Source organism: Paraburkholderia sediminicola (assembly GCF_046027355.1).
Taxonomy (GTDB): Bacteria; Pseudomonadota; Gammaproteobacteria; order Burkholderiales; family Burkholderiaceae; genus Paraburkholderia; species Paraburkholderia sediminicola_B.
Genome location: NZ_JAQQEK010000003.1, coordinates 1 through 13,430, shown reverse-complemented (window position 1 = coordinate 13,430; position 13,430 = coordinate 1). Strand labels below are relative to the sequence as shown.

The following is a 13,430-nucleotide window of genomic DNA, read 5'->3' as shown; positions in this document are numbered from 1 at the left end:
TCAACATGCTGCTTCTTAAAGAACCGCCTTCGCGCGCCCCGTTGCCCCCGCAAACCGTCGCCGTGCCTGGGGGCGAAGCGCGCGCGATCGACGTCAAGGCAGGCCAGATCCTGCGTATCGAGGCGACAGAACCGGGTGCGGTCGCGTCGATGTTCGGCTTCAGCCGGATCAACGACGACGTGTATATGTCGGTCCATCACACACGCGTGTTTAGCAATTCGTATGTGTTGCAGGCGGGTATGCGAATCGTTAGCAACCGCCGCCGCGCGCTGATGGTGCTCGGTAAGGACTCGAGCGGCAAGCATGATCTGCTGCTCCCCGCATCGACGACCGCGTATCTCGCGGAGCAGGGCTACGCGGAACAGACGGGTTGCGTCGAATCGGTCGGCGCGTTGATCGAATCGCTAGGCCTGAAGCCGCCAAAAATACCCGATCCGATCAACCTGTTCATGCATGTGGCGTTACATCAGGATGGCCGCATCGAACCGCTGCCCAACACCACCCGCGCCGGTGATTTCGTCGCGTGCCGGGTGGTGACGGACATGGTGTTCATCGTGTCGGCCTGTTGCACCGGCATTGCGGGCAACGACGTGCCAGGCGCGCTCGAACTGTCGGTGGCCGAAGAACTCGACCAACTCTGATTCCGGGAACCAGCCGTGATGGGCTTTGACCCACAAGTGATCCACAGCCTGCCGACACTCATTGACGGCTGGCTGCTGACCGTGGAACTGACGCTGCTCGGCGCAACCGGCAGTCTCGTGTTCGGCCATCTCGCGCTCGCGATGCAACTGACGCGCATCGCGCCGTTGCGCTGGGCCGTGCGACTCTACATCAGCTTCATGCGCGGTACGCCTGCCCTCGTGCAACTGTTCGTGTTGTTCTTCGCGTTGCCGCTGATCGGGCTGGGCGGCCGTCCGATGCTGGCCGCCGCGCTCACGCTCGGGCTGAATAGCGGTGCGTACACGGCGGAAATCCTGCGCGGCAATCTGCGGGTGATCACGGCCGGCCAGTACGATGCCGCGATTGCGCTCGGAATGGCGCCGTGGCGCATTGCGCTTAGGATCGCGCTGCCGCAGATGCTGAAGGCGAGCCTGCCTGCACTCATCAACGAATTCACGATCCTGCTGAAAACCACGCCCCTCGCGTCGGTCGTCGCCGTCACCGAACTGACGTACGCCGGGCAGATGGTGATCGCGCGGACCTACACGTCGACGCAAGTGCTGCTTCTGGTCAGCGTCGGCTATCTGGCGGTCGCGTTGCCGGTTATCTATGCCGCGCGACGCGCGCAGCGTTCGCCACGCATGCCCGGCGTCGAACGAGGCGCCACGGGAGCGGCGCGATGAGCTTCGATCTGAGCGTTCTGTCCAACTACTGGCCGGAGCTTGCGACCGGACTCGGCAGCACGGTCTGGTTGTGTGCGGCCGGCGCCGCAATGGCGGGCGTGCTCGGCGTTCTGCTGACCGTCGGCCAGCGGCGCGGCGGTCCATGGCTGGCGGCGATGATTCGCGGTTACACCGCGTTGACGCTCGGCTTGCCGCTGCTCGTGCTGCTGTATGTGATGTTTTTCGTATTACCCGATTTCGGCGTACTGCTGCCCGCGCCGCTGGTCGGCACGGTGACGCTCGCGATCTATTACGGCCCGTACGTCGCTGAAGTGATTCAGGCTGCTGTCGCCGCCGTGCCTGCGGGAACCGTCGAAGCGAGCGTCGCGATCGGTATGTCGCCGGTGGCGATCGCGCGCCGCATCATCGCCCCGCAAGCGTTGCCGCTGCTGCTGCCCACGCTGACGGGTCTGCTCATCGGCCTGGTGAAAGATTCCGCGTTGCTCTCGGTGATCTCGGTGCACGAGTTCATGTTCGCCGCGAAGGGCGTCGTGTCCGACACGTACGCGCCGCTCGAAGTCTATTTCGTCGTCGCGATGGTCTACTGGGCCGCGACGTCCGTCGTCCACTTTTCGACCCGTCATTGGGAGCGCCGTCTCGGCCGTGCCCATCGGGTCAGCCTACGCCGGTGATCAGCATGAACCCATCCGACAGCACGCCGCCTGTGGCTTTGAAAGCCAGTGGCATCATCAAGTCGTTCGGCGCGAACCGCATTCTCGACGGCGTCGATCTGACGGTCACGCGTGGTGAAACGGTCTGCGTGCTCGGTCCGTCGGGCTCCGGAAAGTCGACGCTGCTGCGCTGCCTGAACTGGCTTTCGCCCCCGGACGAAGGCGCGATCTGGATCGGCGACCAGCGGATCGGTTTGCGCGAGAACTCGAACGGCACGACGAGCCGGCGTCCCGACCGCGAGATACGCGCGCAGCGCAGCCGGATCGGCATGGTGTTTCAGAGTTTCAATCTGTGGCCGCATATGACGGTGCTCGAAAACGTGATGGAAGGATTGCTGTCGGTCAAACGGATAAACCGTCTCGCCGCCACTGACGTTGCCATCGAAGCGCTGCGGCAGGTTGGCCTGAGCGGTAAGCACGCGTCGATGCCCGCGAACCTGTCGGGCGGTCAGCAACAGCGCGTCGGCATAGCCCGCACACTCGCGATGGCGCCCGAGGTAATCCTGTTCGACGAACCGACCAGCGCGCTCGATCCCGAGCTGGTTGGCGAAGTCCTGGCCGTGATGCGGGGACTCGCCGCGAAGGACACGACGATGATCGTCGTCACGCATGAAATCGGTTTTGCGCGCGATGTCGCGGACCGCGTGATCTTCATGGACGGCGGACACATCGTCGAACAGGGGTCGCCAGCACGAGTGCTCGATACGCCGTCGTCGCCGCGACTCCAGCAATTTCTCTATCGCTTTACCCTGGAAAATTCACGCTCATGAACTATACGAATCAATCTGCACTGACCGTCCCTGCCGGGCATGGCAAGGCAGTCCGACTGAAAGCAGGCCAGGCCGTGCGCGTCATCAATACTCATGGCACGCAAGTCGTGGACTGCTGGGCCTGGAATGCATACGACCTGAACGAATACATGTGCATGGAGACCACGCGCGTGTGGAACCAGCGGCTTAATCCGGTGGTCGGCGACAGCTTCGTGACCAACTTGCGCCATCCGATGCTGACCGTCGTGGAAGACACGACGCCGGGCGTGCATGACACCTTCATGGCGGCCTGCGATCGCAAACGCTACGAACTGCTCGGCGTGCGCGGCTATCATCGCAACTGTTGCGACAACATGTTCGAAGGGATGTTCGAACTCGGCGTGACGCCGCCGCGGCAGAACCTCGCTTCGTTCAACATCTTCATGAATATCCGCGTGCAACCGGACGGCATCACGCTACATACGTTGCCCACCGTGACGAAGCCTGGCGAATACATCACGCTACGCGCCGAAATGGATTGCTTCGTTGCGTTTTCCGCATGTCCGCAAGACATCGTGAAGATTCAGGGGCAAGGCGACAACACGCCTCAACCGGTTGACATCGCCGTGCTCGACGACTTTGTCTCCGATCTGCAAGGCACGCAATCGTGGGTTCCGGACGCCTGAGCGTTCATCAATTCAACAATCCCGAGTGGACCCTCACGCACATGGCAATCCCCGCTTTCGACCCGGACACTCCGGCCTTTACGCGCACAGGCATCAACCTCGCGGATCCACGTCTCGGCGCGCAAGCCGTGCTCACCAGTGACGATTTTTTTGCACCGATGGCCCGCATGCTGGCTCCGGAGCCGGCTGTGTTCATCGCCGGCAAATACGACGACAACGGCAAATGGATGGATGGCTGGGAATCGCGTCGCAAGCGCGTGAGCGGCCACGATTTCTGTATCGTCAAGCTGGGCGTGGCGGGCGAACTGATGGGCGTCGATATCGACACGAGCCATTTCACTGGCAACTTTCCTCCAGCGGCATCGATCGACGCGTGCCGCTCGGATGACGACATTCCGCACTCCGACACGCAATGGACCGAAGTGCTGCCGGCGGTGGCACTGAACGGCAACGCGCATCACTTTCTCGCGATCGAACCGGTCGCCGGCGCGGTCTACACGCACCTACGACTGAATATTTACCCGGACGGTGGTGTCGCGCGATTGCGCGTGTTCGGCCGGCCGCGCCGCGAACTCGCGCCGGACGCCGAATTCAACCTCGCGTCAGCGATGCATGGTGCGCGGATCGTCGCGGTGAACGACCAGCATTACGGCCTCGCTTCAAATCTGCTTCTGCCCACGCGTGCAGCCGACATGGGCGAAGGCTGGGAAACCCGCCGGCGTCGCGAACCGGGCTGTGACTGGTGCATCGTCGAACTCGCCGTGCCTGGCGAAATCTGCAAGGTCAATGTCGACACCGCGCACTTCAAAGGCAATTTCGCGGACCGTTGCTCGCTGCAAGGCGCATTCGTCACGGCAGGCACCGACGAATCGCTCATTACTCAATCGATGTTCTGGCCCGTGTTGCTCGAGGAGCAGAAGCTGGAAATGGATCGCGTGCATGCGTTCACGCCCGAACGGATCATGCCGGTTACGCATGTCCGCTTCAACATACTGCCGGACGGTGGCGTGTCGAGACTCTGCCTGTTCGGGCACGCGTCGCGCTGATCCACACCGCCTGCCCGATTTGATTGGAACAAGCGTTCCTGCTTCGAAGACTACATCATTATTTATCTTCAACGAGAAGGCGAGAGCATGGAGCTACGCGAGCGAGAGCAGGGCGGGCAGACGTAACAGTAAGACTGCCGATCGGGACGGCGAGGCAACGATATCGACCTGAACCTGCTGCGGATCCTCGACGCGGTGTACAGCGAGCGCAGCGTGAGCCGGGCGGCAGTCAGGCTCAATCTGTCCCAGCCGCGGGTCGGCAACGCGCTGGTCATCTTGCGTGGGCTTCTGGAGGACCGCCTGTTCGTCCCGACCGGCAGCGGTGTCGCGCGGACTGAACTGATGACCGTGCTGGCGCCACGTATGCGTGAACCGGATGCGAACTCGATGGTCGCGGCTGGCGGAAATCCGACTGGACCCGCGGCGATCCTATGTCGCGGCATTCGCGTCCGCATCAGCGACGGTTGTCTGCTTACGCATCACTCCCGCGTTTCGTACTTGCGCCGGAACGCCATCGGCGTCATGCCCTTCGTCGCGCGGAACTGTCGCGTGAAGTAGCTGGCCTGTCCGTAGCCGAGTTCGGCCGCGATCTGTCCGATCGGCCGATCGGGCTGCATCAGCAGCGCGCATGCGCGCCCGATCCGCAACTGGTTCAGGTAGTCGCTGATCGTCATCCGCGTGCAGCGCTTGAAGAAACGCTGCAGCTGGCTTTCGCTCATCGCCGCGAGTTCGGCGAGCATCGCGAGCCGGATCGGCTCCGCATAGTGTGCGTTCAGAAACGACATCACGCGCTCGAGCCGCGCGCGGTCGCGCGGATTGTCGACGGGTAGGAAACCCTGCAGCGCGAGCGAGCGGCGCTGCGTATCCGAGGCGAGCTGCAGCAGGACCTCGACGAGCCCGAGCCAGCGCGCGGCCGGCGGCGCGTCGCAGAGCGCGAGAAGGCGCTTCGCGGCCTGCGCGCGGACGTCGGCTGAAAACGCGAGCCCGCGCACGGACTCGGCGAGCAGCGCGCGCAGCGGCGCGAACTCGACATAGTGGGTGTGCAGCGTGTCGACCCATGCCTGCGTGAACCACGCGACGAGCGCGCGATGCGGCGCGTCGTCGCGCAGACGCTCGCGCGACTGCCACGCGTGCGGCAGGTTCGGGCCGACGAGCACGAGATCGCCGTCGCCGTAATGCTCGATGTGATCGCCGACGAAGCGCTCGCCGACGCTGTTGAGCGTCAGCGTCAGTTCGAACTCCGGGTGGTAGTGCCAGTTGAACGGAAACGCGGGCAACCGGCGGTCGAATAGCGTCCATGACTGATCGAGCGGGATGCTGACCTGTTCGAATAAGGGACGCATGACCGAAGACCTCGGAACGTGGCGATGATGTCAATCGTGCGGCCTGACGTGGCCGCGATGCGGCAATTGTGCCAAAACTAGCGGTCTCTGCAATACCGCCGCGCGCGTTACGTCGTTAATCTCTGTCCAGCATACGATGCGGGCCCACGGTGGGCCGCACGGACCGGGAGACACGATGGAACACGAACTGCGGTGGGGACTGATCGGTGCGAGCACGATCGCGCACGAATGGATGATCGACGCGATCCGTGCGCAGCCGGGTAATGCGGTGGCGGCGGTGCTGAGTGGCGATCGCGCACGCGGCGAAGCCTATGCGGCGAAGCACGGGATCGCGAAGAGTTGTACGTCGCTCGACGCGCTGCTCGCCGATCCCGGCATCGACGCCGTGTATATCAGCACGACCAACGAGCTTCATGCGACGCAGGCGATCGCGGCGGCCAACGCGGGCAAGCACGTGCTCTGCGAGAAGCCGCTCGCGATGACGCTCGACGACGCGCACGCAATCGTCGACGCATGTCGGCGCGCTGGCGTCGTGCTCGGCACGAACCATCATCTGCGCAACGCCGCGACGCATCTCGCGATTCGGCAACTCGTGCGCGACGGCGCGATCGGCCGGCCGCTCTACGCGCGCGTGTTCCATGCGGTGCATCTGCCCGAGCATCTGCAGGGCTGGCGGATCGCGCAGCCGTCCGCGGGCGCGGGCGTGATTCTCGACATCACCGTGCACGACGTCGATACGCTGCGTTTCATCCTCGACGCGGAGCCGGTCGAGGCGGTCGCGATGACGCCGCCGCCATCGCTTGCGTCCGAAGGCGTCGACGACGGCGTGATGGCCGTACTGCGCTTCGACAACGACGTGCTCGTTCAACTGCACGACGCGTTCACAGTCGCATACGCGGGCACGGGCATCGAGATCCACGGCACCGCCGGCTCACTGATCGGCCGCGATGTGATGACGCAACGCCCGGTCGGCGAAGTGATCGTGCGCGACGCGACCGGTGAACGCACAGTGCCCGTCGTTCATCACAACCTCTACGAACGCTCGCTCGCGCGGTTCAATGCGGCGGTGAAGAGCCGCGGCGTGGAGCAGCCGGCTGCGACCGGCGAGGATGGCGTGCGCTCGCTCGCCGCCGCGCTCGCGGTGCGGCAGGCGGTGCGAAGCGGTGAGCGCACGCGCGTGCAGGCCGGGCTCTGAAGGGGGCGTCGATGAACGGAGCGGATTCGAACATCGGGTGTGGGGGCAACGCGCGATGAGGGACTACGATGTGGTGATCGTCGGCTCGGGTGTCGGCGGCGGGGCGGTCGCGCTGAGCCTCGCGGGCACGGGCGCGCGCGTGCTGATCGTCGAGCGCGGCGAACGGCTGCCGCGCGAGCCGCAGAATACGGATCCGGAGGCCGTGTTCGTCGAGCGCCGCTATCGCGCGCGCGAAACGTGGGTCGATGGGGCGGGCCCGCCGTTCAGCCCGGGCCAGTACTACTTCGTCGGCGGCCACACGAAGTTCTACGGCACGGCGATGTTCCGGTTCCGCGAACGCGATTTCGAGGCGGCCGAGCACGAGGACGGTATCTCGCCCGCCTGGCCGATCCGCTATGCCGATCTCGAACCGTATTACGCCGAGGCCGAGCGCCTCTTCGGCGTGCACGGCCGCCACGGCGACGATCCGACCGAGCCCGCGCGCTCGTCCGCGTATCCGTTTCCGCCGATCCCGCACGAGCCACTGATCGGCCAGCTCGCCGAGCGACTGACGCAGGCCGGGCTGCGGCCGTTCCACATGCCGTCGGCAATCGACCTGCGGCCGGGCGGCGCGTGCGTGCGCTGCGGCACCTGCGACGCGTTTCCGTGCCGCGTCGATGCGAAGGGCGACGCGGAGCGCTGCCTGATCGATCCGGCGTTACGCGATCCGAACGTCACACTGTGGACGGGTGCACGCGCGACGCGTCTCGTCACGGACGACGCGGGCAAGCGGATCGTCGGCATCGAGCTCGACGTCGGCGGCGAGCCACGCGTCGTGCGCGCACCGCTTTTCATACTGAGCGCTGGCGCGATCAATTCGGCTTTGCTGCTGCTGCGCTCGGCAAACGCGTGGCATCCGAACGGCCTCGCGAATTCGTCGGGCATGGTAGGGCGCAATTACATGAACCACAACACAACCGCGTTGATGGGCCTCTTGCCGTGGACCGTCAACGACACGCGCTTCACGAAGACGCTCTCGCTCAACGACTTCTACTTCGGCTGCGACGACGATCGTGCGCCGCTCGGCAATCTGCAGATGCTCGGCAACATCAGCGAACCGATGATCCGCGCCGCGCGGCCGTCGCTGCCGCGCTGGGGCGCCGCGTGGCTCGCGCGTCACAGCGTCGACTGGCTCGCGATGTCGGAGGATCTGCCGCATCCGGACAGCTTCGTGCGGCCACTGGCCGACGAGCGCGTCGAGTTGCACTGGAAACGCACCAACATGGCCCCGCACGCGCGCTTTGTCGAGCGCAGCAAGCGGCTGCTGCGGCAGATCGGTATGCGCGCGGTGCTGAGCCGGCCGTTCGGGATCGATACGCCGTCGCATCAGTGCGGGACCGTGCGCTTCGGCGATGATCCGGCCATCGCGCCGCTCGATCCCTGGTGTCGGGCATTCGATCATCCGAATCTGTTCGTCGTCGACGCTTCGTTCTTTCCCTCGTCGGCGGCGCTCAATCCGGCGCTAACGATCGCGGCGCAGGCGCTGCGGACCGGTCAGTATCTGCGCGAGCGGCTGGGAACGTTCTAGGCGCGCACAAACAAATTGATGGCGGTGCAAACACAACGCCCACTCAGGCCGCATTGCCGTAGAGAGGCAATATTTTCGATTCGAGCATGGCGATCGCCTGGACGGCAAGTTGTGACAGCGTGTGCTTGCTGCTGGTCGCGATCGCAAGACGGCTGAAGAGCGTCGGCTCGGTAATGCGGATTATCTGGAAGCGCCGCTTGAGAACATCGCTGGTGGTCGCATTGAGCGACAGCACTGCATACCCGATGCCCTCGCTGACCAGATCGAGAATTGACGTCACCGCGTCCACCTCCAGCTCGATCCGCAATCTCACGCCCTGTTCCGCGGCAGCCGCCTCGACCATCCGTCTGATCGCGTGCATGCGGCCGGGGATGACCAGCGGGTAGCGCACGATTTCCCGCAGCGTAATCGTTGTCGTGGGCTCGCGCGCTGCCTCCGTGAGCGCATCACCACTGTCCGGGCCGATCAGAAACAGCTCTTCAGTAAAGATGGTCCGCTTGTCGATCAACGGCGTATCGAATGTGTCGTACAGCACCGCGACGTCGATGCGGCCCATCATCAGCCATTCGATCAGATAGGTGGACAAGCCTTGAGCCACCGAGATCGTCGCGCCGGGGAACGACGAACGAAAATCACGCACGAGTTCACGCGTGGCGACCCTGGCGAAGCTGGGGGTAATGCCGATGCCGAAATGACCGCCGACCGCGCCGTGCAACTCGTCCAGATCCTGTGAGGCGCGCTGCACCTGCTGCAGGATACCTTTCGCATGCGCCAGCATGCGCTGGCCGGCCGGCGTCAACGTCACACCGCGGCCGGTGCGCTCGAGCAGCGTATGCCGCAACTCCACTTCCAGATGCCGCACGAGCCGGCTCAAGGCGGGCTGGTTCGTGTCCAGCGTAATCGCGGCACGCGTAAAGCTGCCGAGTTCAGCGACGTGAACGAATGCCTCGAGCTGCTTCAGGTCCATTGTCGGCCAGTCATGTGAAATTCACATATCAGCTAGTTAAATATGGCGATTGTACCGATCCATCATCGCCGCCACAATGCATCCAACCCGTACAAAGCCGCGCCACGCGGCATGACATCGAGACGACGCTCCATGAAATCCTGCCTGCCTCCCGATCCCCACCCCGTTCGACCCGCTCAGCAACTTCCCGCCGGCGCATGCGATGCGCACTGCCACGTGTTCGGCCCCGCGGATCGCTTTCCCTATGCGCCGGACCGCAGCTATACGCCGCCCGACGCCCCGTTCGAGCGCCTGGTCGCGCTGCATGATTTTCTCGGCGCGAGCCGCGGCGTGATCGTGCAGGCAAGCTGCCACGGCACCGACAATACGGCGATGCTGGACGCCATTGCACGCGGCAATGGGCGCTATCGCGGCGTCGCGATCGTCGATGGCGACGTGACTGACGCACAATTGGCCGATCTCGACACGCGCGGCGTACGCGGCGTGCGCTTCAATTTCGTCGCGCATCTGGGCGGCGCGCCCGATCTCGACGTATTCGACCGGGTGCTCGAGCGTATCGAGAGCCTTGGCTGGCACGTCGTGCTGCATCTGGACGCGCAGGACATCCTGCAATACGCCGAGCGGATCGCGCGAATCAAGGTGCCGTTCGTGATCGATCACATGGGCCGCGTACGCGCCGAAGCCGGCGTCGATCAGCAACCGTTCCGCCAGCTTCTGGAACTGATGCGCAATCCGCTCGCATGGGTCAAAGTGTGCGGCGCCGAGCGCGTGTCCGCGGGCCGCCGTCCATTCGACGATGCGATTCCGTTCGCGCGCGCTTTGATCGAAGCCGCCCCCGACCGCGTGCTGTGGGGTACCGACTGGCCGCATCCGAACATCAGCAAGGACATGCCGAACGACGGCGAACTGGTCGATCTGCTGTTCCGCTTCTGTCCGGATGCGGCGCTGCGCGAGCAATTGCTCGTCACGAACCCGGCACGGCTTTACGGATTCTGAGCGATCCGTTCGCTCGACTCGCTTCCCTCACTTTTGAACTGCCACACCGAGAATGGCAGCCAGGCGGAAGTCCGGAAAACGACCGGCTTTCCGCTCACCATTCGAATCAGGAGACAACAATGATCGATATGCATTGCCAGCCGGCCCATTCGGCCCCTGCGGCTTGTTTGCGAGCGGCGTCATGAACGATAGCGCCGTCATGACATCGCCCGCGCGCAGCGCGAAGAAACCCTTCTATCGCGCGCTGTATTTCCACGTGTTGCTCGCGATCTTTCTCGGCGTGCTGCTGGGTCATTTCGCACCGTCGCTCGCCGTGCAGATGAAGCCGCTCGGCGACGCGTTCATCAAGCTGGTCAAGATGGTGATCGGCCCGATCATCTTCTGCACCGTCGTCACCGGCATGGCCGGCATGGGCGACATCAAGAAGGTCGGACGCGTGGGCGGCAAGGCGCTGCTGTACTTCGAAGTCGTATCGACGCTGTCGCTCGTGATCGGACTCGTGGCCGGACATCTGTTTCGTCCCGGCCGCGGCTTCAATCTGAATCCCGCGACGATCGATACCAAGGCGCTCGCCGGATACACGACTGCCGCGCACGAACAGAACACGGTCGACTTTCTGATGCACATCATTCCCGACACCGTGTCCAGCGCATTCTCGAGCGGCAATGTCCTGCAGATTCTGCTGGTCTCCGTGCTGTTCGGCGCCGCGCTCGCGGCTACGGGCGAATACGGCCGGCCGCTGGTTCGCATGATCGACCGGTTTGCGCAGACCTTCTTCGGCATTGTTCACATCATCATGAAGGTCGCGGCGATCGGCGCGTTCGGATCGATCGCGTTCACGATCGGCACCTATGGCATTGGCGCCGTCGTGCCTTTGCTCAAGCTGATCGGCGCCTTCTACGTGACGCTCGCCTTCTTCGTGCTGGTGGTGCTCGGCGTGATTTCGCGCTTGCTGGGTTTCAGCATCCTGCGGTTTCTGAGCTATATCCGCGAGGAAATCCTGATCGTGCTCGGCACGAGTTCGTCCGAGGCCGCGCTGCCGCGGATGCTCGAAAAACTCGAACGGCTCGGCTGTTCGAAGTCGGTGGTGGGTCTCGTGATTCCAGCGGGCTATTCGTTCAATCTCGACGGCACCAACATCTATCTGACGATGGCCGTGCTGTTCATCGCGCAGGCATTCAACATCGAGCTCAGCCTGACGCAGGAACTCACGCTCGTGGGCGTGGCGATGCTGACGTCGAAGGGCGCGAGCGGCGTGGCCGGCGCGGCCTTCGTGATGTTGACCTCGACGCTGCTGGTCTTCCCGATCATCCCGGTGTCCGGAATGGTTCTGATCCTCGGCATTCACCGCTTCATGGGAACGGGGCTCGCAATCGCCAACACCATCGGCAACGGTGTCGCCACGCTAGTGGTGTCGGCATGGGAGCACGAGCTTGACCGCTCGAAACTGAACGCCGAAATGTCGCGCCGCTACACCGAATGACAGGTTAGCCGGCAACAAAATCCCTCGTGTGTTTCGCTGTCTGCGTGCGCTACCCGCGCACGCAGCGGGAGGCGCGCGCGCGTAAAAAAACAAACTGGTTTGGAGACGGAAGCATGATGTCAGTGAACAAAACAGGATTGCTCGGGCGAGCCAATCTCAACGCTGCGTGCGTGGCAACGGCTTTGCTGGCGGCCGGCGGTGTCGGTGTCGCGCACGCAGACGATTCATCGGCGACAGCCGGCGCAGCGGCGGCTCCATCGTCTTTCGTTCAGCTATATGGGCTCATCGGCATGTATATCGACAGTTCGAAACTGAGCACGACGCGTGCGAGCACGGTGCAGCTAGGCGGCGGAGGGATGACGACGTCGTTCTGGGGCATGCGCGGCCGCGAAGACCTCGGTGGCGGCAATGCGGTGATCTTCGCTCTCGAGAGTTTTTTCAGGCCGAACACGGGGCAGATGGGACGCAACACCACAGATGGCTTGTTTTCGCGCAATGCCTATGTCGGACTGACCGGCGCCTATGGCACGTTCAAAGTGGGGGAGCAGACCAATCCGACGTATTACAACCAGCAACTCGTCAACCCGTTCGGTTCGTCCGTGGTGTTTTCGCCGTTGATCGTGCAGTCGTACACCGCGAGCTACGGCAATACGCAGATCGGCGACACGGTCTGGCAAAACGCCGTCGAGTACGTTTCGCCGAACTACGGCGGTCTCACGGGTACCGTGATTTACGGCGTCAGCAGCACCACGGGTCAACAGGGGAAGGACAACATCGGTTTGCATCTGACTTACGCAAACGGGCCGCTCACGGCGGTGTTCTCGGCGCAGCGCGTTCGAACGGCGGCCGTCGCGCCGTCGAGCGGTCAATATCTTTATCTCGCAGGCGCTGCGTACGATGCAAAGCTCGTCAAGCTCTACGGGGCCGCGCAAATGACAAGCAACAACGACGTTGAGACCGGCTCCCATACGTATGAGCTGGGGGTTTCGGTGCCGTTGACGCCGTCGAACCTGATCCTCGCCGAATGGGCGCGCACGAAGCACAGCGCGCCGTCGAACCATAGCAACGTGCGCAACACCGGTTCCATTGCCTATGACTATATTTTGTCCAAGCGTACGTATGTGTACGCGGTCTATTCCTACGACAAGCTGACAGCCAATCCGTCCGGAAGTACATACGGTGTCGGGATGCAGCACACCTTTTGAGGCAAGGCGATTGCACGGCCGAATAAGGCTCGTTTGCGAAGTCAGCGGTGCATGGCGCTTCAGTCGAGCCATTGCGCCGGTAATTCACTCAGTTGTTCGGAGCTACGATGATCATCGATATTCACGGCCACTATACGACC

At 63.6% G+C, this 13,430-nt stretch carries 14 protein-coding genes; 12 read left to right on the top strand and 2 right to left on the bottom strand.

Annotated elements, in window-relative coordinates; genetic code table 11:
- Positions 1-5 precede the first annotated feature (5 nt).
- From PQR42_RS05950 to PQR42_RS05920, 7 genes are all read left to right on the top strand, one after another.
- The gene (locus tag PQR42_RS05950; RefSeq protein ID WP_408383626.1) at positions 6-641 is read left to right on the top strand and encodes an urea carboxylase-associated family protein; all 636 of its coding nucleotides are present in this window, start codon (positions 6-8) and stop codon (positions 639-641) included.
- Positions 642-659: 18 nt separating this feature from the next.
- A complete protein-coding gene (locus tag PQR42_RS05945; RefSeq protein WP_408204801.1) occupies positions 660-1,343 on the top strand; it encodes an amino acid ABC transporter permease in 684 nt (227 codons plus the stop codon).
- On the top strand, positions 1,340-2,014 hold the full coding sequence (locus PQR42_RS05940; RefSeq protein ID WP_408383628.1) for an amino acid ABC transporter permease: 675 nt from the start codon (positions 1,340-1,342) through the stop codon (positions 2,012-2,014). Before PQR42_RS05945 ends, PQR42_RS05940 begins: the two co-directional genes overlap by 4 nt.
- 5 nt (positions 2,015-2,019) lie before the next feature.
- Positions 2,020-2,823, top strand: a complete 804-nt coding sequence (locus tag PQR42_RS05935; RefSeq protein WP_408383630.1) for an amino acid ABC transporter ATP-binding protein — start codon at positions 2,020-2,022, stop codon at positions 2,821-2,823.
- Positions 2,820-3,488, top strand: coding sequence for a DUF1989 domain-containing protein (locus PQR42_RS05930; protein WP_408204757.1), 669 nt, complete (start codon positions 2,820-2,822; stop codon positions 3,486-3,488). The genes PQR42_RS05935 and PQR42_RS05930 overlap by 4 nt, the downstream gene beginning before the upstream one ends.
- Before the next feature lie 41 nt (positions 3,489-3,529).
- Positions 3,530-4,534 carry an allantoicase gene (gene alc / locus PQR42_RS05925; protein ID WP_408383632.1) on the top strand — a complete coding sequence of 335 codons (1,005 nt, stop codon included), beginning with the start codon at positions 3,530-3,532 and terminating at the stop codon, positions 4,532-4,534.
- Positions 4,535-4,696: 162 nt separating this feature from the next.
- Complete coding sequence (locus tag PQR42_RS05920) at positions 4,697-5,092, top strand: LysR family transcriptional regulator (RefSeq protein WP_408493611.1); 396 nt, start codon at positions 4,697-4,699, stop codon at positions 5,090-5,092.
- Here the strand turns inward: PQR42_RS05920 and PQR42_RS05915 are convergent.
- Positions 5,014-5,877 (bottom strand): helix-turn-helix domain-containing protein, encoded by an 864-nt coding sequence (locus PQR42_RS05915; protein WP_408383634.1) that lies wholly within the window; start codon positions 5,875-5,877, stop codon positions 5,014-5,016. The genes PQR42_RS05920 and PQR42_RS05915 overlap by 79 nt on opposite strands.
- A 175-nt stretch (positions 5,878-6,052) precedes the next feature.
- Here PQR42_RS05915 and PQR42_RS05910 point away from each other — a divergent pair, with 175 nt between their 5' ends.
- Positions 6,053-7,072, top strand: a complete 1,020-nt coding sequence (locus tag PQR42_RS05910; protein WP_408204760.1) for a Gfo/Idh/MocA family protein — start codon at positions 6,053-6,055, stop codon at positions 7,070-7,072.
- Between the two features lie 55 nt (positions 7,073-7,127).
- Positions 7,128-8,639, top strand: coding sequence for a GMC oxidoreductase (locus tag PQR42_RS05905; protein WP_408383636.1), 1,512 nt, complete (start codon positions 7,128-7,130; stop codon positions 8,637-8,639).
- Positions 8,640-8,682: 43 nt separating this feature from the next.
- Here the strand turns inward: PQR42_RS05905 and PQR42_RS05900 are convergent, their stop codons facing one another.
- Positions 8,683-9,606, bottom strand: coding sequence for a LysR family transcriptional regulator (locus PQR42_RS05900; RefSeq protein ID WP_408383638.1), 924 nt, complete (start codon positions 9,604-9,606; stop codon positions 8,683-8,685).
- Between the two features lie 132 nt (positions 9,607-9,738).
- Between PQR42_RS05900 and PQR42_RS05895 the strand changes: the two genes are divergently transcribed.
- The 3 genes from PQR42_RS05895 to PQR42_RS05885 all read left to right on the top strand — a co-directional run bounded on the left by PQR42_RS05895 (position 9,739) and on the right by PQR42_RS05885 (position 13,290).
- Positions 9,739-10,602, top strand: coding sequence for an amidohydrolase family protein (locus PQR42_RS05895; RefSeq protein WP_408383640.1), 864 nt, complete (start codon positions 9,739-9,741; stop codon positions 10,600-10,602).
- 181 nt (positions 10,603-10,783) lie between these two features.
- Complete coding sequence (locus PQR42_RS05890; protein WP_408204764.1) at positions 10,784-12,085, top strand: dicarboxylate/amino acid:cation symporter; 1,302 nt, start codon at positions 10,784-10,786, stop codon at positions 12,083-12,085.
- Positions 12,086-12,201: 116 nt separating this feature from the next.
- Complete coding sequence (locus tag PQR42_RS05885; protein WP_408204803.1) at positions 12,202-13,290, top strand: porin; 1,089 nt, start codon at positions 12,202-12,204, stop codon at positions 13,288-13,290.
- Positions 13,291-13,430 lie beyond the last annotated feature (140 nt).